We start from the raw sequence: 23,752 nt of genomic DNA on the forward strand, positions 1-23,752 counted from the left end.
GACCAGCAATGGGCTTTGAAGACCTTCGAGGCCGAGGCCAAGGTCTGGCCGGTCAGCCAGGGCGAGGGCGTCGTCGTCGCGGTGATCGACACCGGGGTGAACCCGGACCACCAGGACCTGACCGGGCAGGTTCTTCCAGGGGCTGATTTCTCGGGTACCCAGTCGGATGGTCGTGTTGACACCAATGGGCACGGGACGGGCATGGCGAGTCTGATCGCCGGCCACGGCCACGGCACTCAGGCCGGAGTGATGGGCCTGGCTCCGAAGGCGAAGATCCTTCCGGTGAAGGTGCGGACGAACGACGAAGGCCCCATCCCCGAGCAGAACGACCTGGCGGCGGGCATCCGCTTCGCGGTGGACAAGGGCGCGAAGGTCGTCAACATCTCTCTCGGGGGGGGCTCGCGATTCGACTCGCAGACGCGAAAGGCGGTTGCGTACGGGGTGTCGAAGGACGTCGTTCTGATCGCGGGCACGGGCAACGACGGTTCAAGCAACGGCGTAGGGTATCCGGCCGCCTTCCCCGGCGTCGTGGCCGTGGGGGCGGCAGATTCCAAGGGTGTTGTGTGGGGCGATTCCACGTCCGGCCCCGAGACCACGCTCATCGCGCCAGGCGTCGGGATCAACCACGCCGGGGCGAAGTCACCGACGAGCTACCTGGTTGCGAACGGCACCTCCGATTCCACGGCCTACGTCGCCGCCACTGCCGCGCTGATTCGGTCGAAGTACCCCGACCTGTCCGCCGGGCAGGTGATCAACCGCATGATCAAAACGGCCACGCCGCCGGCCAACGGGACGGCGGTACCCGACAACCACTACGGCTACGGGCTCGTCGCGCCGGCGAAGGCCCTGGAGGCGAATCCCGCTGTGGACAACGGGCCCCGGGAGAACCCCCTGCTCGGGCGGATGGAGGCGAAGGGCACTCCGCCTCCGGTGGACGAGGAGACCGACGAGCCCGCCGTCGTGCCCATGGTCCCCGAGGGGGACAAGGGGAGCGGCGGGAACGGGGTCGGGGTGGTCGTGGGGGTGGCGGCCGGGGGGTTGGTGTTGGTGGTTGCCCTTGTCGGGGTGTTGGTGGTGCGGAGGCGGCGGGGGGCGGGTCAGTGAGTGGCGAGCCATTCGTCGCGTAGGGCGGCCATCTGGAGGACGTCCCAGTAGCGGTCGTCCCAGTGGTGGGCTTGGCGGGAGCGGCCTTCGAGGGTGAAGCCGGACTTGCGGTAGGAGTGGGCGGCGCGTTCGTTGTACTCGAAGACTTCGAGGTGGACGCGGTGGAGGCGGATGGTCTCGAAGGCGTGGCGCAGGACCAGGAGGGTGGTTTCGGTGCCGATGCCGCGGCCGGTGTGGTCCGGGGTGAGGGCGATCCGGTAGCCGGCGGAGGAGTTGTCGGGGTCGACGTCGTTGAGGGCGGCCTCGCCGAGGAAGCGGCCGGTGGCGGGGTCTTCGACGGCGAGGTCGAGGCGATCGGGCTGTTGGGCTCGGGTGGTGCACCACTGGTGGATCCGGTCGCGGGTGAAGGCGGTGCGGGTGCCGGTGAGCCGTTTGGTGGTCTCGTCGGCGCAGAGTTCCCACATCGGGTCGGTGTGCCGTTCGTCGAGGGGGACGAGTCGGATGGTGGGGCCGTGCAGGGTGGGCTTCACGGCGAGGGCGGCGAGATCGGTGGGAGCGGTCATGGCGGCCAGGATGGATGGTCGGCTTCCGGTTCGTCCACGTGTTTAGTCCTGGCGTGCGGGCGCGCACCGGTTGGGGTGCGCGCGGGGACAGGGGCGTGTGTCGGGCGGACGCGCCGGGTGAATGCGCCGGGGGTGGCAGTATTTCGGCGACCGCTGGCGTCATTGCCGCTGGTGGGGTTCCCCCGGTGGCGGAGATGCTGGGCCCATGAGCACTCCTGAGCGCACGCGGGTCGAGAGCACGTCGATCGCCGCCACGAACACCGCCGACGACGGGATCGTCCCCGACACCAAGGACTGGACCTGGGTGCTGGAACGCCCGTGCCCCGACTGCGGGTTGGAGACTCCGCGGGTGGTGCGGGAGGACGTGGCCGGGATGGTCCGGGCCAATGCGGAGGGCTGGCTGGCGGTGCTGGCGGGGGATGTGGACGGGTTGCGCCGGCGGCCGGCTCCGGGGGTGTGGTCGGACCTGGAGTACGCGTGCCACGTCCGGGACGTCTTCCGGCTGTTCGAGGTCCGGCTGAACCTGATGCTGGACCTGGAGGACCCGCTGTTCCCCAACTGGGACCAGGACGAGACGGCCGTCGCCGAGCGCTACGGGGAGCAGGACCCGAAGGTGGTGGCCGGGGAGCTGGCGGAGGCCGCTGAGACGCTCGCCGCCGCTTTCGAGCGGGTGGCGGGGGCGCAGTGGGCGCGGACCGGGAGCCGCAGCGACGGGGCGCGGTTCACGGTCGAGTCGTTCTCCCGGTACCTGATCCACGACCCGGTGCACCACCTGTTCGACGTGACGGGCGAGCGGGTCTGAAGCCGGTCCTGAAGCCGGTCCTGGAGCCGGCCCCGGGAGCGGGGCCGAGGCCCGGTCTGAGGCCGGACCGGAGGCGGCCGGGGCGCGGGGTCACCAGCCGGAGGCCTCGCGCAGCATGGTGCGGCGCAGCCGTCCGGCCACGCTGGCGGCGTCGGTGCCGATGACGTCGGCGATCTCGGGGGCGGCGAGGCCGACGACGTAGTGCAGGATCGCCAGGTCGTCGTCGGCCGGGTGGCGGTCCGGGGCGGGGGTCGCCTGGCGGGTGTGGTCGGCGACGGTGCCGCGCAGGATCTCCCAGGCGTGCGCGGTGGGGTTGGAGCTGCCCATCAACTCCCGCCAGTGCACCGCGATTTCCGCGAAGGCCTGTTGGACGGCGACGGCCGCGGCGCTGTGCTCGGTCAGCCACACGCGCGCGTAGCTGAGGTACCGGGGGCGGTGGAGTTCGCAGAACGCGGTGAACTCCAGGGGCACCTCCGCCGGCTCGCCGGGCCTCGGGGGCGGCTCGGCTGAACTCTCGTGACGGTTGGTCATCTCGGCTTCTCGGAAAGGGAGATGGGTTTCTGACGGTCGATCATCTGTGCTCACTCTACGGTAGGCCCTCGGTGCGCTGGGTGACCAATCCGATGGAATGCCCGGAACCCGCCGCCGCCAGGCCGGTTCCGGTGGCGACCGGGTGCGGCGAGGTGGCGGGACGGCCGGGCGGAGGGCCGGCGAGGGCCGGTGGGGCGGTGCTGCGCAGTGGCGCGGGAGTCGTAGGTGCGAGCGTGTCGCGGCTGGTCAGAGGGTGTGGGGCGACGGCGGCCGCAGGGCGGTTGATGTGCCACCGTAGGCCCTGTGGAGGCTGGCGTCCACGCCCAGGGCGCGAACCTGGGTGCGCACAACCACCCGCACAACCGCACTCACGATCGTGGGGAAGATCGCCACGGAAGAGGGCATGGTCGTCACCGCGATGACGTCCGCGCGGGCGGGCCGGACGGCGTGCGCGGAACGGGTGCGCCGTGGACGCGGTGGACCCGGCGCCCGCCGCGCGCCGGGGCGGAGGGCGCGCTGGTGGGGCGGCCGTTGGACGGGGTGGTCCCGCGACCGCCGGTGTGCCGCCGGGCGCGTCCGCCACACCCCGGCGGCCCGGGTCGGGCCGGGCGGAACGCCGGGGGCGGGAGGGCGGGCGGAGCGGCCGGCTGTCCGTCAGGAGGTCGTCCGGGCCTCCGTGGGGGAGATCCGGTCGACGGCGGTGTCCCGTTCGACCTGGGTGGGGAAGGCTTCGACGGCCCGTCGCCGGGCCGCCTGCGCCGCCGCGGCTGCCGCGGCCGCAGCCGCCGCAGCTGCCCCGGCGGCGGCCTCCTCGCGCTCGCACCGGTGCGCCGGGCCCGTGTGCGCCGCGCCCGTGGCGTGGGCGCCGGCGGCATGCGGACCCGCGGCGTGGGCGCTCGCCGCGTGCACACCCGTGGCGTGCGCGGCGGGGGCGTGCACGCCCCCCGCGAGCGCCCCGGGGGCGTGTCCGGTGGCCCGTCGTCGGCGGCCGAGCGCGGCTCGGGCGGCATGCTCCTCGGCGGCCTGTCTAGCGGCCAGGTAGGCCTGTACGGCCGCCATGCCGTAGACGGGCTGGATGAGCTGGTGGCCCTTGAAGAAGGGCCTGGCCGGGGCGAACCCGGCGGCGACCACGAGGTCGCGGATCTCTGCTATCTCGGCCTCACTGCGGGCGGTGAAGCGGACCTCCCAGCCCTTCTTGTACGTATGCCCCTTCTCGCCGCTGCGGCGGGCGGGGTCCGGGCGGCGGACGTATCCGGGCAGACGGCCGAGGCGGAGCTGGGCCGCGCGGAGGCCGGCGGTCTCGTCACGTGACATGACGTAAGCCTAGGCAATCCCCGGGGCGGGATTGACGCCTTGGGGGTCCCTCGCCGTATGCCTTTGATCACTCTGGGTCAGGCGACCAGGTCGGCGATCGTTTTCGATCACATATGACAACCTGATGAGCGTCAATTACTCCAAATGAGTGAGGGTATGAGGACTTTAGTGCGGGCTGATCCCGGTTTCGCGACGGTTGGGTAACAGTGCGTCAGGGTCTCGGTCGCGGGTCCGGACGGTTGGGGATGGTGTCGGCATGAGCTACCGGATTCCGTCGCCGCCGCCGTCCCTGGAGGAGCTGGCGAAGCGTCAACAGAACGTCGTCACCGCGAGCCAGCTGCGCGCCCGGGGCGTGCCGGCCCGGATCATCACCGAGCACTGCCGCCGGGGCGGCCCCTGGCGGCGGGTGCTGCCCCGGGTCTACCTGCTGCAGTCCGCCGAGCCCACCCCGGAGCAGCGGATGTGGGCCGCGCTGCTGTACGCCGCGCAGAACGGCCGGGAGGAGGGCCGCCGGGAGGGCGCGGTGATCACCGGTACGGCCGCGCTGGCGCTGTACGGCTTCACGGTTGTGCCCCGGCTGCCCGCGGTGACCGGGGTGGACGTCCTGGTGCCCCGGCAGCGCCGGCTGAAGGACGTCGGCGAGGTGCGGATCCGGCGCACCGAACGGGAGTTGGTGGCCCGCTCGGTGCACGGCCTGGCCTGTGCGCCGGTGGCCCGGGCGGTCGCCGACGCGCTGGTCGAGTGGACGGCGGAGCCGGGTGGCGCGGCGCCGGTGCGCGAGGTGCTGCGGGAGGCCGTCGCCCTGCCCGGGAACCGCTGCACGGTACGGGAGTTGGTGTCCGAGCTGACCGACTCGGGGCTGACCTGCGAACCGCGGGTTCGGGCCGCCCTGGACGAACTGCTGGCCGCCGAGCGGGACTTGGCGCTGGAGCGGATCGGCCGCCTGGTGGACGAGCGGCTGCTGCCCGCCCCGCTGAACGCCCCCGAGCTGCGGATGCGCGGCGGCACGTACATCGCAGTCCCGGACCTCTACTGGCCGGAGCGGGGCGTCGCGGTGGAGGTGGACTCGGAGCTGCGCAGCGTGAGCGAGGGCGAGGCCGCCTGGGTGCGCGGCGGGCAGCACCGGATGGAGTACCTGGGCATCCGGGTGGTGTACGTCTGCGGGGCCGCGCTGGCCGCCGACCCGGACGCGGTCGGCGGCGAACTGCGCGAGGCGTACCGGGTCGGCGGGACGGACGTGGTGGAGCTGCTGGTGGTCTGAGCGGGCGACGCCGGCCGACCGGAACACGCCGGCCGCACCCACAACACGCACCCACAACACGCCCGCACGGCACGCCCCCCGAATGCCGTTACGAACGGACCACCGGCGCGCCGACCAGCTCGACCCCGGCCGCCCGCAGCTCCGCCAGCGCGGCGGCGGTGGTCTCCGGGTTCACCCCGGCGGTGAGGTCCAGCAGCACGCGGGTGGTGAAGCCCGCCCGGGCGGCGTCCAGCGCGGTCGCCCGGACGCAGTGGTCGGTGGCGATGCCGACCACGTCGACCTGGTCGACCTGCCGCTCGCGCAGCCACTCCACCGGACCGCGGTTGTTCTCGTCCAGCCCCTCGAAGCCGCTGTACGCCGCCGAGTGGGCGCCCTTGTCGAAGACCGCCTCGACCGCGCCGGAGATGACGGCGGGCGCGAAGTTGGGGTGGAAGCCCACGCCCTCGGTGCCGGCCACGCAGTGCGGCGGCCAGCTGTCGACGTAGTCCGGCTCGGCGGAGAAGTGGTCGCCCGGGTCGATGTGGTGGTCGCGGGTGGCGAGGATGTGCCGGTAGCCGGGGGAGGACTCGGTGATCAGGTCGGTGATGGCGGCGGCCACCTCGGCGCCGCCGGCGACGGCCAGGCTGCCGCCCTCGCAGAAGTCGTTCTGCACGTCGACGACGATCAGTGCCCGGTGCATGACTCGCATCCTCGGATCTCGGGGGCCCGCGGGAGGCGGCGCCCCGGTGGGGGAGCCCTCGGGAGTACGCGGCCCGGCCGTGCCGGGCGCGGGGGGTACTCGGGGAGCTCCGGGGGAACTCGGGGAACTCTACGGCTGACTCTAGGGAGTGGCGCCCGGGGGCGGAAGCCCCGGGGCCGGTCCGGGACATCCCGTCCGCGGGGGCGGGAGCCCCGGGGCCGGTCCGGTGGTCCGGCCCCGGGTTCCGGTCAGCGGCCGGGGCCGGCCGGCAGGACCAGTTCGGTCGGCAGCACCGGGTCGCCCTTGGACAGCTGGGTGGCCGACAGCGGCAGCGCGGCGCGGGCGCGCACGTGCCGGTCGCGGGCGGCGCTGAGCGGTTCCCGGCCGACGGTCTCGCCGCCCAGGACCAGCGGCACCTGCGTCAGGTGCGGGCGCAGGTAGTCCGGGACGGGGCCGGTGCCGACCACCTCGGCCTCGGCGACGCCGTCGGCGTCGGGCCGGCGGGCCGCCCACTTGCGGCCGCCGATGCTGGTCTTGCCGCCGGCCGCGCGCTTGGCGACCGGGATCAGCGGCCCGCCGTCGGTCTCGGCCCGGGCGACCAGCTTGTAGACCATCGCGCAGGTCGGGTGCCCGCTGCCGGTGACCAGGCTGGTGCCGACGCCGTAGCCGTCGACCGGGGCGGCGGCCAGGGCGGCGATCGCGTACTCGTCGAGGTCCGAGGTGACGATGATCCTGGTCCGGTCGGCGCCGAGGTCGTCCAGCTGGCGGCGGACCCGGTGGGCCAGCAGGGTGAGGTCGCCGGAGTCGATCCGGACGGCGCCCAGGTCGGGGCCGGCCACCTCGACCGCGGTGCGCACGGCCTCGCGCAGGTCGAAGGTGTCGACCAGCAGGGTGGTGCCCTTGCCCATGGAGGCGATCTGCGCCTTGAAGGCGTCCCGCTCGCTGTCGTGCACCAGGGTGAAGGCGTGGGCGGCGGTGCCGGTGGTCGGGATGCCGTGGGTGAAGCCGGCCTCCAGGTCGGAGGTGGCGGCGAAGCCGGCCACGTAGGCGGCCCGGGCGGCGGAGACGGCGGCGTGCTCGTGGGCCCGGCGGGCGCCCATCTCGATCACCGGGCGGCCGCCGGCGGCGGCGGTCATCCGGGAGGCGGCGGCGGCGATGGCCGAGTCGTGGTTGAGGATCGAGAGGATCACCGTCTCCAGGATCACGGCCTCGGCGAAGGTGCCCTCGACGGTGAGCAGGGGGGAGCCGGGGAAGTAGACCTCGCCCTCGGGGTAGCCGTGGATGTCGCCGCGGAAGCGGTAGTCGGCGAGGAAGCGCAGGGTTTCCTCGTCGACGACGCCCTGGTCGGCCAGCCAGTCCAGCTGGGGCGAGGTGAAGCGGAAGTTCTCGACGGCGTCCAGCACCCGGCCGGTGCCGGCCATGACGCCGTAGCGGCGGCCGCTCGGCAGGCGGCGGGTGAACACCTCGAAGACGGAGCTGCGGTGCGCGGCCCCGCTGCGCAGGGCGGCCTGCAGCATGGTGAGCTCGTAGCGGTCGGTGAGCAGGGCGGTCGAAGCGGCCGCTCGCACGGAAGTGGCGTCCATACGGATGATGCTACTACCACTTAGCGTCAGAGTGACGATTTCTCGTCGAGCGTGCCGGGGCGGAATCGCCCGGGTGTCCCCCGGATGGCAGCATGGGGCATGAGTGGTTACGGACGACTGTGCAGCGAGGAGGACCGGGGTGAGCGTCGCGCCCGTGGAGATCGAGCGCCCGGAGGTCGAGGGGGTGCCGGTGACCGAGCCGGACACGCCCTGGGTGACCATCGTGCACAACGACCCGGTCAATCTGATGAGCTACGTCCAGTACGTCTTCCAGGCCTACTTCGGCTACCCGAAGGACAAGGCCCGGAAGCTGATGATGGACGTCCACACCAAGGGCCGGGCGGTGGTCTCCAGCGGTTCCCGCGAGGAGATGGAGCGCGACGTCCAGGCGATGCACGGCTACGGCCTCTGGGCGACGCTGCAGCACGACTGATGCCGGGCCGACTGACGCCGAGCCGACTGACACCGGGCCGACCGGCGCCGGCCGTACGACCGAAGACGACGAAGACGGGCTGACCGATACAGATGGCTGGGTTGTTCGAGAGCGCCGGCAGTGGTGGCGCGGCGATCGCGCTGGACGAGTGGGAGGCCTCCATCCTGCGCTCGCTGGAGGTGCAGGTGCTGGAGCTGATCGGCCCCGGTCCGGGCGGGGAGGGCGACGACCCGCTGGCCGCGCTGTTCGCCGAGGGCCCGACCGAGGCGCCCGCCGACCCGGTGCTGGCCCGGTTCTTCCCGGACGCCTACAGCGACCCGGAGGGGCCGGCGGACGAGGAGGCCGAGGTCGCGTCCGGGGAGTTCCGCCGCTTCACCGAGCTGGACCTGCGGGCCCGCAAGCGGGACGACGCGCTGTTCGTCGTCCGGGCGCTGGACGGGCTCGGCGGCGGCGGGGTGCTCAAGCTGGCCGCGCCGGACTGCCTGCGCTGGCTGGGCGCGCTGAACGACCTGCGGCTGGCCGTCGGCGTCCGGCTGGAGGTCACCGAGGACGACGAGGACGGCCTCTACGAGCTGCCCGACGAGGACGAGCGCAAGCCGCTGGTGATGGCGTACCTGTGGCTGGGCGCCCTGCAGGAGTCGCTGCTGGAGGCGATGGCGGACTGACCTGCGCGGACCGCTCCGCGCGGACCGCTCCGCGGGGGGCGCCGTATACGCACCGTGTCGCACGGATCGCCCTGCGGGGTCGATCCTGCCCGATTCCGGGCAAGCCCCGGCCGTTTTGTCCAGAATATGGACGATCAGCCGGGGCTTTTCCCATCAAAATGGGACAAAACATACCAGGTCATGCTCAAATAACGCTCAGATGGGCGCCGCTATCCGAACCCTGCGTGGTACGACTTCTCCACCCCCGAGACCGACCAGGACGGTGCACAGTGGCCGAGAAGTTGTACGACGAAAGGGTCGATACTCCACCGGATGCGGAGGGCTACGAGCGCGGGCTCGGCAGCCGCCAGATCCAGATGATCGCGATCGGCGGTGCGATCGGCACCGGTCTGTTCCTCGGCGCGGGCACCGCGATCTCCCGCTCCGGTCCCAGCCTGATCCTCTCCTACGCCGTCGCCGGCCTGGTGATCTTCGTGATCATGCGGGCGCTCGGCGAACTGCTCACCTACCGCCCGGTCTCCGGCAGCTTCGCCGAGTACGCCCGGGAGTTCCTCGGCCCCTTCGCCGGCTACGTGACCGGCTGGACGTACTGGCTGTTCTGGGTCGTCACCGGCATGGCGGAGACCACCGCCGCCGCCGTCTACGTGCGGTTCTGGGCGCCCGGCATACCGCAGTGGGCCAGCGCGCTGACCTTCCTGGTCCTGCTCTACGCGGCCAACCTGATCTCGGTGAAGCTGTTCGGCGAGATCGAGTTCTGGTTCTCCATGGTCAAGGTCACCGCCATCATCGGCATGATCCTGATCGGCGTCGGCGTGCTGACCCTGGGCTTCAGCAAGGCCGGTGACACCGCGTCACTCGGCCACCTCTGGCAGGACGGCGGCTTCTTCCCCGAGGGCATCGGCTCCACCGTGATGACCCTTCAGATCGTCATGTTCGCCTACCTGGGCGTCGAACTCGTCGGCGTCACCGCGGGCGAGAGCGAGAACCCCGAGAAGACCCTGCCGCGGGCCATCAACACCCTGCCGTGGCGGATCATGCTGTTCTACATCGGCGCCCTGGTGGTCATCCTCTCGCTCGTGCCGTGGACCGAATTCCGGCCCGGCGTCAGCCCGTTCGTCGCCGCCTTCGGCAAGATCGGCATCCCGGCGGCGGCCGGCATCATCAACTTCGTGGTGCTCACCGCCGCGCTCTCCTCCTGCAACTCCGGGATGTACTCCACCGGCCGCATGCTGCGCGACCTCGCGCTGCGCGGGCAGGCCCCGGGACGGCTCACCAGGCTCAACTCCCGCCGCACCCCGGCCTTCGCGATCACCGTCTCCTGTCTGCTGATGGGCATCGGCGTGGTGCTCAACGGCGTCGTCCCGGCGCGGGCGTTCGAGTACATCACCTCGGTCGCCACGGTCTGCGGCCTGTGGACCTGGGCGATGATCCTGATCTCCCAGATCCGCTACCGCCGGGCCTGGCGGGCCGGCCACCTGCCGCCGCCCACCTTCAAGGCGCCCGGGGGCACCTGGGTCAGCGGGGCCGCGCTCGCCTTCCTCGCGGTGGTCGTGGTGCTGATCGCGCTGGACCGGGACAACCGGATCTCGCTGTTCGTCTTCCCGGTCTGGGCCCTGCTGCTGGTCGGCGGCTACCAGGTGCTCAAGCGCCGCGACCCGCAGGCCGTCCTCGGCGCCGCGCCGGACGGGGCGCCCGCCCCCACCGGGAACGCCTCCACCGGGAACACCCTCGACGGGAACGCCCTCGACGGGAACGTGGACGCCCGCTGACCGAGCCTCGGACACCCGGCGGACGGCCGCCGGGGCGTGGCTATCCTGACCGCATGCTGACCATCACCCGAGAACTCCGCGACCGGATCGTGGCCCACGCCCGCGCCGACCACCCGGACGAGGCCTGCGGCGTGGTCGCCGGACCGGCCGGCAGCGGCCGGCCCGAGCGGTTCGTCCCGATGCTCAACGCGGCCCGCTCGCCCACCTTCTACGAGTTCGACTCGGGCGACCTGCTCAAGCTCTACCGCGAGATGGACGACCGGGACGAGGAGCCGGTGATCGTCTACCACTCGCACACCGCCACCGAGGCCTACCCCTCCCGCACCGACGTGAGCTACGCCTCCGAGCCGTTCGCCCACTACGTCCTGGTCTCCACCGCCGAGGGCAACGGCGAGGAGGACCCCTACCAGTTCCGCTCGTTCCGCATCGTGGACGGCGAGATCACAGAGGAAGACGTGCAGGTCGTCGAGGCCTACCCGGTGTGACCGGTACTGGTGCGGACCCGGCCCGCCGACCCCTCCGAGGGGGCGGCGGGCCGTCGTCGTCTCAGCCCTGGGAACGGGAACATCCGGATCCCGAGACGGGCATGTCTAAGCGAGCCCGGGAATCTATACGATGAGCCCATGCGTTCCGTCGATGTGAGCACCCAGGCCCCGGGCACCCGCCTCGTGGCGCGCCTGCACATCGACCTGTGCCGGCACGCCGGTGCGATCTGTCCCGGCACGCCCGCGCGCTCGCGCTGAGAGCCGCTTCACCACCTCACCCGGGCCCGCCGCCCCGCGGCGACGCCGGGCCCCGGGCGCCCGCCCCGCCGCGTCCGCCGCGGCCCACCCACTCCACGACTCGCACAGGAGCGCACCCATGGCCATCGAGGTCCGCATCCCGACCATCCTCCGCACCTACACCGACGGCGCCAAGGCCGTCGAGGGCAACGGCAGCAACCTCGGGGAACTCTTCACCGACCTCGACGCCCGCCACCCGGGCATCGCCGCCCGCCTGGTCGAGGGCGGCGAGCTGCGCCGCTTCGTCAACGTCTACCTGAACGACGAGGACGTCCGCTTCCTGGAGGGCATCTCCACCGCCCTCGCCGACGGCGACAGCGTCACCATCCTGCCCGCCGTGGCCGGCGGCGCCCGCTAGCGTTGACCGGTTCCCCCGTCGCCACGGCGGGGGAACCATCCCTCTCCACCCTCACCGCCGTGGCCGGAGGCCTCCCTTGCGTTACGACAGTCCGCTCGAAGCCGTCGGCAACACCCCGCTGGTCCGCCTGCCGCGGCTGTCCGCCGCCGTCCCCGGCAACGCCGACGGCCTGGTGACCCTCTGGGCCAAGCTGGAGGACCGCAACCCCACCGGCTCGATCAAGGACCGCCCGGCCCTGCACATGATCGAGCGCGCCGAGGCCGACGGCCGGCTCACCCCCGGCTGCACCGTCCTGGAGCCCACCAGCGGCAACACCGGCATCTCGCTGGCCATGGCCGCCAAGCTCAAGGGCTACCGGATGGTCTGCGTGATGCCCGAGAACACCAGCGAGGAGCGGCGCGAGCTGCTGCGCATGTGGGGCGCCGAGATCATCCCGTCCCCGGCCGCCGGCGGCTCCAACACCGCCGTCCGGATGGCCAAGGAGATCGCCGCCGAGCACCCCGACTGGGTCATGCTCTACCAGTACGGCAACCCCGACAACGCCGGCGCCCACTACACCGGCACCGGCCCCGAGATCCTCGCCGACCTGCCGACCGTCACCCACTTCGTGGCCGGCCTCGGCACCACCGGCACCCTGATGGGCGTCGGCCGCTACCTGCGCGAGAAGGTCCCCGGCGTGAGGATCGTCGCCGCCGAGCCGCGCTACGACGACCTGGTGTACGGGCTGCGCAACCTGGACGAGGGCTTCGTCCCCGAGCTGTACGACGCCGAGGTGCTCACCACCCGGTTCTCGGTCGGCTCCGCGGACGCCGTCCGCCGCACCCGTGAACTCCTCCAGCAGGAGGGCATCTTCGCGGGCGTCTCGACCGGCGCCATCCTGCACGCGGCGATCGGCGTCGGCCGCAAGGCGGCGGCGGCCGGCGAGCGCGCGGACATCGTCTTCGTGGTCGCGGACGGCGGCTGGAAGTACCTCTCCACCGGCATCTACACCGCCGAGTCCACCGAGGCCGCGGTCGAGGCGCTGCAGGGCCAGCTCTGGGCGTAGGGCCTATCCGCCCTGCAACACCTTCCGCGCCCGGGCCCAGACCTGCCGGTCCACCGTGCCGGCCCGGCGGCGGAAGTCCGCCAGCGGTACCTCGCGCAGCTCGTCGGTCTCCAGCCAGCTGGCCCGGCCCTGCCGGTCGCCCACCACGCCGGGCGGCAGCGGCAGCACGCCCGGGCGCTCCGCGTGGTGCTTGCTGGTGATCTTCGCGACGGTGGCGGTCCGGCCGTGCACCCGCAGCACCAGGCACGGGCGGTCCTTGGCACCGGGGCCGTCCTCGAACGGCACCAGCGCCCACCAGACCTCCTGCGGCCGCGGGCCGGCCCCCGTCCGCGGCCGCGGACCGGCCGGCCCGGACGGACGCGGCGCCGGACGGGCGCGCCGCACCAGCGCCGCCGCGGCGGCGGCCAGCAGCGCGACGCCCAGCAGCGACAGGACGAGCCAGGTAGCGGTCATGCCGTTCATGCGGCGAACCGTACCGGGCCGGGGGTGAACGCCACCACCGCGACGGCCGGACACCCGTCCGGGCATTTGTCCGCGCATTGCTCCCGGTTCGTCACGGAACTGCCACAATGCCCGTTCTGCGCCCGGAGCCCCGGCCGTCCCGGCAAGGCTGCGTCACGAACGTCCGCCCCCGTCCCCCGGAGGTGCCCCGTGGCCCGTGGCCCCGAGCTGTGGTCCTACGCCGAGATCGCCCGCCACATCAACGTCCGGCGCGAGACCGTCCGCAGCTACCGGAGGCACCGGCTGCTGCCCGATCCGGACGTGATCGACGGCAGCGGCCACCCGCGGTGGTACCCGTTCACCATCCGCAGCTGGGCCCGCAACCGGCCCCGCCGCCGCTGATCCCCCGGCCCGTCAACCGCCCGCGCCCCCGCCCCGGGCGTTCTGGTGATTCCGCCCACAGCCCGGCACGGGGACGGGGGCAAAGTGCCGCTCCGCCCTTACCCTCGACACACCAACGCAGTGCTACCGGCCGGTCCACCGGGCCCGGCCTGCCGTTTTCCATGCTGTTTTCCACGCTGTGCCCGTGGAGGACGGCGATGCCGTTTTCCAGCAGCAGCCAGGATGTGTCGGGGCGGAGGGGCTCGGATGAAACTGACCGTGGTGGGGTGCTCGGGGAGCTTCCCGGCCGCCGACTCGCCCTGCTCCAGCTACCTGGTCGAGGCCGAGGGCTACCGCGTCGTCCTCGACCTCGGCAACGGAGCCCTCGGCGCCCTCCAGAAGTACACCGGCCTCTACGACGTCGACGCCGTCCTGCTCAGCCACCTGCACGCCGACCACTGCGTCGACCTGTGCGCCTACTGGGTGGCCCGCAACTACCGCGCCGAGGGCTGCCCCGAACTGCTGCCCGTGTACGGCCCGGCCGGCACCGCCGAGCGGCTCGCCCGCGCCTACGACATGCCGGAGAACCCCGGCATGAAGGAGGTGTTCGAGTTCCGCACCCTCACCCCCGGCGGCTTCCGGCTCGGCCCGTTCCGGATCGACGTCGCCCAGGTCAACCACCCCGTCGACGCCTTCGCCTTCCGGCTGGAGCACGACGGCCGCTCGCTGGTCTACAGCGGGGACACCGGCGAGAGCGCCGAACTCGTCGAACTCGCCCGCGACACCGACCTCTTCCTCTGCGAGGCCGCGTACATCGACGGGCGCGACACCTACCAGGCCGTCCACCTCAACGGCCGCGAGGCCGGCGAGCACGCCGCCGCGGCCCGCGCCCGCCGGCTCGTCCTGACCCACATCCCCCCGTGGACCGACGCCGAGCACAACCGGCGGGACGCCGCGGCGGCCTACCCCGGGCCGGTCGAGGTCGCCCGGGCCGGCGCGGTGTACGAGGTCTGAGAGCGGGCCGGCGAGGCCTGAGAGTGGGCCGGCGAGGTCGGGCGGGATTCCCGGAAAAATGCTTCGGGACGACCCGCAACCTCCGCGCCCCCCGCACGTCCTTGTGAGTGAGCGGCGGGAAACGCCGCCGGAACGGCCGGCCCGTCGGGCACGGACGCGATCACACTACTCATCAGGCCCGCTTCGTGCTGCCCGGATCCGGTCGTACCGGTCCGGGACGGATATCCAGGGGGAAATCCCATGCGCAAGACCGACCGTGCCCTGAACCGGGCCCGCCGGCTCACCCCGGCGCTGGCGCTGACCGCCGCGCTGCTCGCCGGCGGCGCCGTGACCGCAGCCCCGGCCTTCGCCGCCGCCGGGCCGCTCAGCCTCACCGTGCACACCCCGGCGGTGGTCGGCTTCGCGGGCGGGCCGGTCGAGTTCACCGAACACCTCGGCAACCCGGGTGACCAGGGCACCTCCGTCGTGCTGGACTTCGAGATCGAGAGCGACCTCGGGACGCCGCCGAACGCCCTGAGCCTCGACTACTTCAGCGAGCTGACCGGCGGCTGGCTGCCGGTGGAGCTGACGGAGCGCCCCGGGGCGGACAAGGTGGTCAACGCGGGCGGCACCGGCAAGGTCGTGGTCCCGGCGGGCGGCACCGACGTCCGGCTGCGGCTCGGCGTGCCGATGGGCAAGCCCCACGACGGGGCCACCAACGGCGGCACCGGTCCGAGCCTCACCTTCCGCACCGGCGTCAAGGGCTGGTCGCAGGACTCCCCGGTCGAGCCGCCGCTCACCGACAGCCACGTGGTCAAGGTGGAGGGGATCAGCAACGGAGTGTCCGGGGTCCCGGCCGAGGTCGTCGCGGGCGGCGAGCCCGTCGAGTTCGACGCGGTGCTCTCGAACCCGACGCCGTCCGCCTACACCAACCTCGGCAACGTGCTGTTCACCGACCGCCTCGCCAAGGTCGAGGTCCGCGGCGCCGACGGGAAGTGGACCACCGTGCCGGGCGTCACGGCCCCGGCGGAGCCCGTGGCGGGCCACTACCTGGACGGTCGCAACTCCTCGGCGGCGCCCCAGAGTTCGACCACCCGGCGGGTCCGGGTCAGCTACCCCGCCGACAGCCCGCTGGGCAGGACGGCGCTGAACCCCTGCGTGTTCGTCAACGAGGGCGAGGAGATGCCCTTCCGGGGCACCACCATGTGCTCGCAGGGCGCCACCACCGAGGTCGTCGCCCCCGCGCCGAAGCCCTCCCCGACCGGCACCCACAAGGCCGGCGAGCCCTCGACCGGGCCGGCCGGCTCCGACGGCTCGCGGCCGAAGCCGGACGGCGGCGCGGGCGTCGCCCAGCCGGCCGGCGACACCACCACGGCGCCCGCCGCCCCCGCTCCGGCCGCGCCGCAGCCCGGCGCCGTGTCCGCCGACAACGCCCCCGCCGCGGCCGCCCGGCCGGTGGACGCGAACCTGGCCTCCACCGGTGCGGACAGCGACCGGACCGGCCTGATCGCGGGCGTCGGCGCGCTGCTGGTCGGCGTCGGTGCGGGGGCCTTCGTGCTGGTCCGCCGCCGCACCGGCTGACCGCGCACGGCCGTGCCGTCGGCGGGGCGTACGGCTCTAGCGCAGGCCGGGGACGGGCAGCCCGAGGTGGTCCCGCAGGGTGGGGCCGGTGTAGTCGGTGCGGAACACCCCGCGCTCCTGGAGCAGCGGGACCACACGGTCGACGAACTCGTCCAGGCCGCCCGGGGTGAGGTGCGGGACGAGGATGAAGCCGTCGGCCGCGTCGCTCTGCACGAAGCGGTCGATCTCGGCGGCGACGGTGGCGGGCGCTCCGATGAAGGACTGCCGACCGGTCAGCTCGATCACCAGTTCGCGGCTGGTCAGCCTCTTCTCCGCGGCCACCGCCCGCCACCGTTCGGCGACGGCCACCGGGTCGGCGTGCCGGACCCGGCCCTGGACCAGGCCGCTGTCCGGGTCGGGGTCGACGGCCGGCAGCGGTCCGTCCGGGTCGTGGTCGGACAGGTCGACGCCCCAGACCTGCTCCAGGAAGGCGATCGCGGTCTGCGGGCTCACCTGGGCCCGGCGGATCTCCCGGGCCCGTTCGGCCGCCTCGGCGTCGGTGTCGCCGAGGACGAAGGTGACCCCGGGCATGATCTTCAGCTCGTCCGGCTTGCGGCCGTACGCGGCGAGCCGGCGCTTGACGTCGGCGTGGAAGGCCTGGCCGTCGGCGAGGGTGGAGTGCCGGGAGAAGACCACGTCGGCGGCGGCGGCCGCGAACTCGCGCCCCTCGTCGGAGTCCCCGGCCTGGATCACCACCGGGTGGCCCTGCGGCGGTCGCGGCAGCGAGAGCCTGCCCTCGACCTCGAACTGCGGGCCGGAGTGCCGGACGGGTTCCTCCCCGGCGTCCCAGAACTCCCGTGCCAGCTGGACGGATTCGGCGGCCCGGGTGTAGCGGTCGGCGCGGTCCAGGTACCCGCCGCGGCGGAAGTTCTCCCCGGTGAAGGCGTCCGAGGAGGTGACCACGTTCCAGGCCGCGCGGCCGCCGGAGAGGTGGTCCAACGAGGCGAAGCGGCGGGCCAGTTCGTACGGCTCGTTGAAGGTCGCGTTGACGGTGGCGGCCAGGCCGAGCCGTTCGGTGACGGCGGCCAGCGCGTTCAGCACGGTGATCGACTCGGGGCGGCCGACCACGTCGAGGTCGTGGATGAGGCCCTTGGTCTCGCGCAGCCGCAGGCCCTCGGCGAGGAAGAAGAAGTCGAACTTCCCGCGCTCGGCGGTCTGCGCGAGGTGGCGGAAGGAGGAGAACTCGATGTGGCTGCCGGCGGCCGGGTCGCTCCACACCGTGGTGTTGTTGACGCCGGGGAAGTGCGCGGCGAGGTGGATCTGCTTGAGCGGTCGGTCCGTCATCGGGTCACCTCGGCGAGGGCGGGAGCGGCGGTGGAGGCGGGGGAGGTGGGGGAGCCGTCGGCGGGGCGGGCGGCGTAGCGGCTGGCCGGGCGGGCCAGGCCGAGGTGGTCGCGCAGGGTGCGGCCGGTGTACCCGGTGCGCAGCAGTCCGGCGGCGCGCAGGGCGGGGGCGATCCGGTCGGCCAGCGCGGCGAGGTCGCGCGACGGGTCGGAGGGGGAGAGGTGGAAGCCGTCGACGCCGGTGCCGGGCGCGGTGAGCTCGGCGAGCAGCCGCTCGTCGGCGGCCCGGTCGGGCAGGGCGGACAGGTCGGCGTCGAGCCGGGCGAGGACGCGCAGGTTCTCGCCGGCCCGCAGCCGCAGCTCGGTGGCGGCGGTCAGCCGGGTGGCGCGGTCGGGGGCGTCGAGCAGGACGACGTCGGCGTGCCGGATCGCGGCGTCGACCCGGGCCCGCCCGCCCGGGGAGGCGTCCGGCGCGAGGTCGGCGGCGGCGACGGGCACCACGACCACCGGGCGGCCCTGCGGCGGGCGCGGGGTGATGGACGGGCCGCGGACGGAGAAGCGCGGGCCCTCGAAGTCGATGTAGTGCAGCTTGTCGCGGTCGATGAACCGTCCGGTGGCGGTGTCGCGGATCTCCGCGTCGTCCTCCCAGCTGTCCCAGAGCCGGGCGGCCACCTCGACGGCGTCGGCGGCCTCGGCCCACAGCTCGTCCTCGGCGGCGACGGGGCGGCGGCCGAAGGCCCGCGCCTCGGCCTCGGTCGTGGAGACGCCGACCAGCCAGCCGGCCCGGCCCTCGCTCACCCAGTCCAGGGTGTTGACCGAGATCGAGGTGTGGAAGGGCTCGGTGTGGGTGGTGGTGACGGTCGGCACCAGCCCGACCCGGCCGGTCAGCGGGGCGGTCCGGGCGAGGGTGGCGAGCGCGTCGGGGCGGCTCGGCTGGGCGGCGAAGGAGTCGTCGAGGGTGACGAAGTCCAGGGTGGCCCGCTCGGCGAGGCGGGCGAGGGCGGTGTAGTGCCCGGCGTCGAGACGGCCGGGGCTGTCGAGGGCTGCGGACAGGTGCAACTGGCGGGGCATGGTGAGCCTGGCTTCCTCGTGCGGACGCGTGCGGGCACCGGCGCACCCGTACGGGGACACGGGTGCGCGGGGGCGCGCCGGAGCGCGGTGGCGGCCCGCGGGCGGAGCCCGTACGGGCGGGGGAGGGAGGACCGGCGCCGGGCGGGACGTCAGCCGGGCGGCGGTGGGGGAACGGTCAGCTCAGCCGCGACACGCCGCGGACCACACGCGACCGAAGTCGATGTGGCTGCGGGTGACCAGCGGGCACGAGGCGTTCACCGCTTCAGTTGACCAGGGCGTCCGGCGGTTCGTCAACCGTCGTTTCCGCCCGCCTGAGCCCGCCTGAGCCCGCCGGAGTCCGGCGGGAGTCCGGTCGGGGAGCCGCCGGAGCCGCGTGGGCGTGCCCGGGTACGCCGAAGACCCCGCCCCGCCGCTGGGGGAGCAGCGGCGGGGCGGGGCCTCGGGAGCGGGCGGTGACGCGGGCGTCAGGCCTTGGTGACGTCCTCGATCTCGTCGTCGTCCTCGCGACCGGGGGTCTTGAGGTCGAACTTGGTGATCGCGAAGCGGAACAGGAAGTAGTAGACCGCGGCGAAGGCCAGGCCGAGCGGGATGATCATCCACGGGTCGGTGGCCTTGTTCCAGGCCAGCGCGTAGTCGATCAGGCCGCCGGAGAAGGTGAAGCCGTCGTGCACGCCGAGCGCCCAGGTGACGGTCATCGAGACGGCGGTGAGCAGCGCGTGGATGACGTACAGGACCGGGGCGATGAAGACGAAGGCGAACTCGATCGGCTCGGTGACACCGGTCACGAAGGAGGTCAGGGCCAGCGAGACCATCATGCCGGTGACGGCCTTGCGGCGGTGCGCCTTGGCGGCGTGGGCGATGGCCAGCGCGGCGGCGGGCAGCGCGAACATCATGATCGGGTAGAAGCCCGACATGAACTGTCCGGCGGTCGGGTCGCCGGCGAAGAAGCGGGTCAGGTCGCCGTGCACGACGGTGCCGTCGGGCTTGGTGAAGTCACCGGTCTGGAACCAGGCGTAGGAGTTCACGAACTGGTGCATGCCGACCGGCAGCAGGCCGCGGTTGACCAGGCCGAAGGCGCCCGCACCGAACGCGCCGGCGCCGATCAGGGTGTCGTTCAGGCTCTTGATGGCGTCGCCGATCGGGCCCCAGGCCAGACCGAAGAAGACGCCGACGGCGGTGCCGACGAAGGCCATGATGATCGGGACCAGGCGGCGGCCGTTGAAGAAGCCGAGCCAGTCGACCAGCTTGGTGCGGTGGTACTTCTGCCACAGCACCGCGGCCAGTAGGCCGATCACGATGCCGCCGAGCACACCCGGGTTCTGGTAGGTGGCCGCCTCGTCCTTGCCGGGGAGGATCTTGTACTCGGTGATCGGGAACGCGGTGAGCACGTTCTTGTACACCAGGAAGCCGACCAGGGCGGCGAGGGCGGTGGAGCCGTCCGCCTTCTTGGCGTAGCCGATCGCGATACCCACCGCGAAGAGCATCGGCAGAGCGTCGAAGACCGAGGTGCCGGCGGTGTTGAACACCGCGGCGACCTTGTCCCAGCCGAGGCCGTCCTTGCCGAACACGTCGTCCTGGCCGAGACGCATCAGCAGACCGGCTGCGGGGAGCACGGCGATGGGCAGCTGGAGGCTGCGACCGATCTTCTGCAGACCCTGGAGGAGGTTCTGGCCGAACTTCTTGGCGGGGCTGGGTGAGGCCGGAGCCGTGGCGGGCGCCGGTGCCTGCGCAGACTGACTCATGGGGGTGGGTTCCTAACGGCATGGCGGTCGGTCGGGGGGAAGGCACAGGGGCCGAACCGCGAACTGGTCTACACCACACGTGGTGTAGACCAGTTTTGTAGCACGGGTGGAGAAGTCGAGGAACCCCGGAAAGCGGTGTCGCCGGGAAGCGCTATGAAATCGAAACCTACTTACCGAATGGCGATCATGGTAGCGACCGCGATTGGGATTTTGGCCGACTGCGCAACAAAATCGATTTTGGCTAATCGCGCAACAAAAGCACAGCGTGCTCCGGTGGGCCCTGCCAGGCGCGTTGGGCCCGGTCGGCCGGGCTTTCGGAAATGCCGAAGGCCTCCGGACCGGTGGTCCGGAGGCCTTTGCGGGGATAACTCGGGTGACGCCCGGGTTCAGGCCTTGGTGACGTCCTCGACCTCGGCCTCGTCCTCCCGGCCGGGAGTTTTCAGGTTGAATTTGACGATGATGAACCGGAAGAGCGCGTAGTACACGACGGCGAAGCAGAGGCCGATCGGGATGATCAGCCACGGTTTGGTGGCCAGTCCCCAGTTGATCACGTAGTCGATCAGGCCGGCCGAGAAGCTGAACCCGTCGTGCACCCCGAGCCCCCAGGTCACCGCCATCGAGGCGCCGGTCAGCAGCGCGTGCACGGCGTACAGGGCCGGGGCGATGTAGGCGAAGGAGTACTCGATCGGTTCGGTGACGCCCGTCACGAAGGAGGTCAGGCCGACCGAGAGCATCAGGCCGTAGATCTCCTTGCGCCGGTGCGGCTTCGCCGAGTGCGCGATCGCGAGCGCGGCGGCCGGCAGCGCGAACATCATGATCGGGAAGAAGCCGGACTGGAACTGTCCGGCCGTCGGGTCGCCCGCCAGGAAGCGCGGGATGTCGCCGTGCACGATCGCGCCGTCCGGCCTGGTGAACTCCCCGAACTGGAACCAGACGAAGGTGTTCAGCAGCTGGTGCATGCCGATCAGCAGCAAGGCCCGGTTGAACAGGCCGAAGATGCCGGCGCCGCCCGCGCCCAGGTCGGAGAGGGTCTGCGAGAAGTCGTTCAGGCCGCGGCCGATCGGCGGCCAGACCCAGAGCGCCACCACGGCGGTCAGCATGCCGACCAGCGCGGTGATCATCGGCACCAGGCGGCGGCCGTTGAAGAAGCCGAGCCAGTCGACCAGCTTGGTGCGGTGGAACCGCACCCACAGCCAGGCCGACATCAGGCCGATCAGGATGCCGCCGAGCACCCCCGGGTTCTGGAACGTCGCGGCCGCCGCCTTCGCCGAGCTGTAGTCCACGCACTGGTCGCTGACCAGTACCGTCGGCGGCTTGCAGCTCTCCGGGAAGGCGTGCAGGACCTTGTAGTACACCAGGAAGCCGACCACGGCGGCGAGCGCCGTCGAGCCGTCCGCCTTCTTCGCCATGCCGATCGCGACGCCGATGCAGAACAGCAGCGGCAGGCCGAAGGAGGAGTCGAGCAGCGCGCCGCCGGCGGAGGCGAAGACCTTCGCGACGTTGTCCCAGCCGAGGCCGTCCTTGCCGAACACGTCCGGCTGGCCGAGGCGGTTGAGGATGCCCGCGGCGGGGAGCACCGCCACCGGGAGCTGCAGGGAGCGGCCCATCTTCTGGAGGCCGCCGTAGAAGATGTGCCATCGTTTGGCCTGCGGGGCCGTGGCGCCTGCCGAACTCATCCTTCGCCCTCCGAGAGCAGTTGCCTGCCGGGGGCCCGGCGGGACCCTCGGGCAGGGCTCGGGAACACCCGGGGCCGTTCCCGCGTTCGTCGGAGTACACATATATTGGTGTAGACCACTTGACGCAGGTCGCACTCCGGAGGCGCGAGCCCCGCTGATCGTCATCCTCGGGCGGCGATCCGGAGCCTGCCCGCCGGAATGGGCCGAAAGTGGACTAACGTGGCGGACCGGACCGGCACGGGTGATGCTGGTCGCGCCGCTCGCAGGCCGACCGCGGCCGAACCCGCGTCAGCCACCGGCACGCACCTCACCGCACGACGGTCGAGGGACACCCAGCACCAGCGCAGGACGGCACCCGGCAGAGCCGCCGAAGGGCCGAGACAGAGGGAGAAACCAGATGGCCAGCAAGGCTGAGAAGATCGTCGCCGGTCTGGGCGGCATCGACAACATCGAAGAGGTCGAGGGCTGCATCACCCGCCTGCGCACCGAGGTCAAGGACGCCTCCCTGGTCGACGAGGCCGCCCTCAAGGCCGCCGGCGCCCACGGCGTCGTGAAGATGGGCACCGCGATCCAGGTCGTCATCGGCACCGACGCCGACCCGATCGCCGCCGACATCGAGGACATGATGTGAGCTGAACCACCCAGGTTCAGCCCGCCCGGCCCGCCGACCCGCTCAGGGGGACGGCGGGCCGTGGCGCGTCCCCACCCTCTCCGGCTCGCCTCCGGAAGCGGCCCCCCGGAGCGACTACGCTCAGTGCCTATGTCACGCATCGACGGCCGCACCCCCGACCAGCTCCGCCCGATCACCATCGAACGGGGCTGGAGCAAGCACGCCGAAGGCTCCGTCCTCATCTCCTACGGCGACACCAAGGTGCTGTGCACCGCCAGCGTCACCGAGGGCGTGCCCCGCTGGCGCAAGGGCAGCGGCGAGGGCTGGGTCACCGCCGAGTACTCCATGCTCCCGCGCGCCACCAACACCCGCGGCGACCGCGAGGCCGTCAAGGGCCGCATCGGCGGCCGCACCCACGAGATCAGCCGGCTCATCGGCCGCTCGCTGCGCGCCGTGGTCGACCACCGCGCGCTCGCCGAGAACACCATCGTCCTCGACTGCGACGTCCTCCAGGCCGACGGCGGCACCCGCACCGCCGCCATCACCGGCGCCTACGTCGCCCTGGTCGACGCCGTCGCCTGGGCCCGCGACAAGAAGCTGCTGCGCGCCAAGGGCCAGCCGATCACCGGCGGCGTCAGTGCCGTCAGCGTCGGCATCATCGACGGCGTCCCGATGCTCGACCTCCAGTACGAGGAGGACGTGCGCGCCGAGACCGACATGAACATCGTCTGCACCTCCGACGGCCGCTTCGTCGAGGTCCAGGGCACCGCCGAGGGCGCCCCGTTCGACCGCGAGCTGCTCGACCGGCTGCTCGACCTCGGCAGCCTCGGCTGCGCGGAGCTCGACGAGATCCAGCGCAAGGCCCTGGAAGGCTGAACCGGCGAGGGCCCCGCGGCCGTGGAGCGGAACGGACGGACGGTCAACCCGTGGGTGGGGACGGCCGTTCGGACCGGTACGGACGCGCGTACGGGCCGCGGGTGGGGCCGCGGGGCGAACGGCCCGCCGAAGGGTCGACCTGACGGTCGGCCTGCTGTACAGGCCGGGTC

At 72.7% G+C, this 23,752-nt stretch carries 25 protein-coding genes; 15 read left to right on the forward strand and 10 right to left on the reverse strand.

Annotated elements, in window-relative coordinates; translation table 11 throughout:
• The first annotated feature begins 15 nt into the window (after positions 1-15).
• Positions 16-1,104: a type VII secretion-associated serine protease mycosin gene (gene mycP / locus AMK13_RS30980; protein WP_206745855.1), complete on the forward strand. Its 1,089-nt coding sequence runs from the start codon at positions 16-18 to the stop codon at positions 1,102-1,104.
• On the opposite strand, the gene AMK13_RS30985 is transcribed toward mycP, so the two are convergent.
• Positions 1,098-1,667, reverse strand: coding sequence for a GNAT family N-acetyltransferase (locus tag AMK13_RS30985; protein WP_074005041.1), 570 nt, complete (start codon positions 1,665-1,667; stop codon positions 1,098-1,100). The two genes, mycP and AMK13_RS30985, sit on opposite strands and share 7 nt — an antisense overlap.
• Before the next feature lie 205 nt (positions 1,668-1,872).
• Between AMK13_RS30985 and AMK13_RS30990 the strand changes: the two genes are divergently transcribed.
• Entirely contained in the window at positions 1,873-2,469 is a 597-nt protein-coding gene (locus AMK13_RS30990; protein ID WP_079272640.1) for a DinB family protein, read from the forward strand.
• A gap of 90 nt (positions 2,470-2,559) precedes the next feature.
• Here the strand turns inward: AMK13_RS30990 and AMK13_RS30995 are convergent, their stop codons facing one another.
• Together AMK13_RS30995 and AMK13_RS31000 are read right to left on the reverse strand one after the other, a co-directional pair.
• On the reverse strand, positions 2,560-3,000 hold the full coding sequence (locus AMK13_RS30995; RefSeq protein ID WP_049657761.1) for a hypothetical protein: 441 nt from the start codon (positions 2,998-3,000) through the stop codon (positions 2,560-2,562).
• Positions 3,001-3,654: 654 nt separating this feature from the next.
• Positions 3,655-4,314, reverse strand: a complete 660-nt coding sequence (locus tag AMK13_RS31000; RefSeq protein ID WP_074005042.1) for a hypothetical protein — start codon at positions 4,312-4,314, stop codon at positions 3,655-3,657.
• 256 nt (positions 4,315-4,570) lie between these two features.
• Between AMK13_RS31000 and AMK13_RS31005 the strand changes: the two genes are divergently transcribed.
• Positions 4,571-5,575 (forward strand): hypothetical protein, encoded by a 1,005-nt coding sequence (locus AMK13_RS31005; protein WP_074005043.1) that lies wholly within the window; start codon positions 4,571-4,573, stop codon positions 5,573-5,575.
• An 88-nt stretch (positions 5,576-5,663) separates the two neighbouring features.
• On the opposite strand, the gene AMK13_RS31010 is transcribed toward AMK13_RS31005, so the two are convergent.
• Positions 5,664-6,254 (reverse strand): isochorismatase family protein, encoded by a 591-nt coding sequence (locus tag AMK13_RS31010; protein ID WP_074005044.1) that lies wholly within the window; start codon positions 6,252-6,254, stop codon positions 5,664-5,666.
• 248 nt (positions 6,255-6,502) lie between these two features.
• Positions 6,503-7,837: a nicotinate phosphoribosyltransferase gene (locus AMK13_RS31015; protein WP_049654311.1), complete on the reverse strand. Its 1,335-nt coding sequence runs from the start codon at positions 7,835-7,837 to the stop codon at positions 6,503-6,505.
• A 139-nt stretch (positions 7,838-7,976) separates the two neighbouring features.
• On the opposite strand from AMK13_RS31015, the gene clpS reads away from it, so the two are divergent.
• The 7 genes from clpS (at position 7,977) to AMK13_RS31045 (ending at position 12,889) form a co-directional block, all read left to right on the forward strand.
• Positions 7,977-8,270, forward strand: coding sequence for an ATP-dependent Clp protease adapter ClpS (gene clpS, locus AMK13_RS31020; RefSeq protein ID WP_049654313.1), 294 nt, complete (start codon positions 7,977-7,979; stop codon positions 8,268-8,270).
• Positions 8,271-8,362: 92 nt separating this feature from the next.
• A complete protein-coding gene (locus tag AMK13_RS31025) occupies positions 8,363-8,935 on the forward strand; it encodes a DUF2017 domain-containing protein (protein ID WP_074005045.1) in 573 nt (190 codons plus the stop codon).
• Between the two features lie 269 nt (positions 8,936-9,204).
• Entirely contained in the window at positions 9,205-10,704 is a 1,500-nt protein-coding gene (locus tag AMK13_RS31030) for an amino acid permease (protein ID WP_241853104.1), read from the forward strand.
• Positions 10,705-10,757: 53 nt separating this feature from the next.
• On the forward strand, positions 10,758-11,189 hold the full coding sequence (locus tag AMK13_RS31035) for a Mov34/MPN/PAD-1 family protein (protein WP_074005046.1): 432 nt from the start codon (positions 10,758-10,760) through the stop codon (positions 11,187-11,189).
• 138 nt (positions 11,190-11,327) lie between these two features.
• Positions 11,328-11,447, forward strand: coding sequence for a putative leader peptide (locus AMK13_RS46345; protein WP_310593142.1), 120 nt, complete (start codon positions 11,328-11,330; stop codon positions 11,445-11,447).
• A gap of 118 nt (positions 11,448-11,565) precedes the next feature.
• The gene (locus tag AMK13_RS31040) at positions 11,566-11,844 is read left to right on the forward strand and encodes a MoaD/ThiS family protein (RefSeq protein WP_030242903.1); all 279 of its coding nucleotides are present in this window, start codon (positions 11,566-11,568) and stop codon (positions 11,842-11,844) included.
• 76 nt (positions 11,845-11,920) lie between these two features.
• Positions 11,921-12,889 carry a PLP-dependent cysteine synthase family protein gene (locus AMK13_RS31045; protein ID WP_049654320.1) on the forward strand — a complete coding sequence of 323 codons (969 nt, stop codon included), beginning with the start codon at positions 11,921-11,923 and terminating at the stop codon, positions 12,887-12,889.
• 3 nt (positions 12,890-12,892) lie between these two features.
• Here the strand turns inward: AMK13_RS31045 and AMK13_RS31050 are convergent, their stop codons facing one another.
• A complete protein-coding gene (locus tag AMK13_RS31050) occupies positions 12,893-13,342 on the reverse strand; it encodes a type II toxin-antitoxin system PemK/MazF family toxin (RefSeq protein WP_074005138.1) in 450 nt (149 codons plus the stop codon).
• Positions 13,343-13,540: 198 nt separating this feature from the next.
• Here AMK13_RS31050 and AMK13_RS31055 point away from each other — a divergent pair, with 198 nt between their 5' ends.
• The 3 genes from AMK13_RS31055 to AMK13_RS31065 all read left to right on the forward strand — a co-directional run bounded on the left by AMK13_RS31055 (position 13,541) and on the right by AMK13_RS31065 (position 16,285).
• Positions 13,541-13,732, forward strand: coding sequence for a MarR family transcriptional regulator (locus tag AMK13_RS31055; protein ID WP_079272642.1), 192 nt, complete (start codon positions 13,541-13,543; stop codon positions 13,730-13,732).
• 246 nt (positions 13,733-13,978) lie between these two features.
• Positions 13,979-14,725, forward strand: a complete 747-nt coding sequence (locus AMK13_RS31060; RefSeq protein ID WP_074005047.1) for an MBL fold metallo-hydrolase — start codon at positions 13,979-13,981, stop codon at positions 14,723-14,725.
• Positions 14,726-14,965: 240 nt separating this feature from the next.
• On the forward strand, positions 14,966-16,285 hold the full coding sequence (locus AMK13_RS31065) for an LAETG motif-containing sortase-dependent surface protein (protein ID WP_074005048.1): 1,320 nt from the start codon (positions 14,966-14,968) through the stop codon (positions 16,283-16,285).
• Positions 16,286-16,321: 36 nt separating this feature from the next.
• Here the strand turns inward: AMK13_RS31065 and AMK13_RS31070 are convergent, their stop codons facing one another.
• The 4 genes from AMK13_RS31070 to AMK13_RS31085 all read right to left on the reverse strand — a co-directional run bounded on the left by AMK13_RS31070 (position 16,322) and on the right by AMK13_RS31085 (position 22,096).
• On the reverse strand, positions 16,322-17,608 hold the full coding sequence (locus tag AMK13_RS31070) for an LLM class flavin-dependent oxidoreductase (protein ID WP_074005049.1): 1,287 nt from the start codon (positions 17,606-17,608) through the stop codon (positions 16,322-16,324).
• Positions 17,605-18,678, reverse strand: a complete 1,074-nt coding sequence (locus AMK13_RS31075; protein WP_074005050.1) for an LLM class flavin-dependent oxidoreductase — start codon at positions 18,676-18,678, stop codon at positions 17,605-17,607. The genes AMK13_RS31070 and AMK13_RS31075 overlap by 4 nt, the downstream gene beginning before the upstream one ends.
• Before the next feature lie 464 nt (positions 18,679-19,142).
• A complete protein-coding gene (locus AMK13_RS31080; protein ID WP_049655708.1) occupies positions 19,143-20,420 on the reverse strand; it encodes a PTS transporter subunit EIIC in 1,278 nt (425 codons plus the stop codon).
• A gap of 386 nt (positions 20,421-20,806) precedes the next feature.
• A complete protein-coding gene (locus AMK13_RS31085) occupies positions 20,807-22,096 on the reverse strand; it encodes a PTS transporter subunit EIIC (protein ID WP_049655706.1) in 1,290 nt (429 codons plus the stop codon).
• Between the two features lie 397 nt (positions 22,097-22,493).
• On the opposite strand from AMK13_RS31085, the gene AMK13_RS31090 reads away from it, so the two are divergent.
• Both AMK13_RS31090 and rph read left to right on the forward strand, forming a co-directional pair.
• Complete coding sequence (locus AMK13_RS31090; RefSeq protein ID WP_030060521.1) at positions 22,494-22,727, forward strand: glucose PTS transporter subunit EIIB; 234 nt, start codon at positions 22,494-22,496, stop codon at positions 22,725-22,727.
• A gap of 129 nt (positions 22,728-22,856) precedes the next feature.
• Entirely contained in the window at positions 22,857-23,582 is a 726-nt protein-coding gene (gene rph / locus AMK13_RS31095; protein WP_049655704.1) for a ribonuclease PH, read from the forward strand.
• The last annotated feature ends 170 nt before the right edge of the window (positions 23,583-23,752 follow it).

It is taken from the genome of Streptomyces sp. CB02056 (genome assembly GCF_001905545.1).
Lineage (GTDB): Bacteria > Actinomycetota > Actinomycetes > Streptomycetales > Streptomycetaceae > Kitasatospora.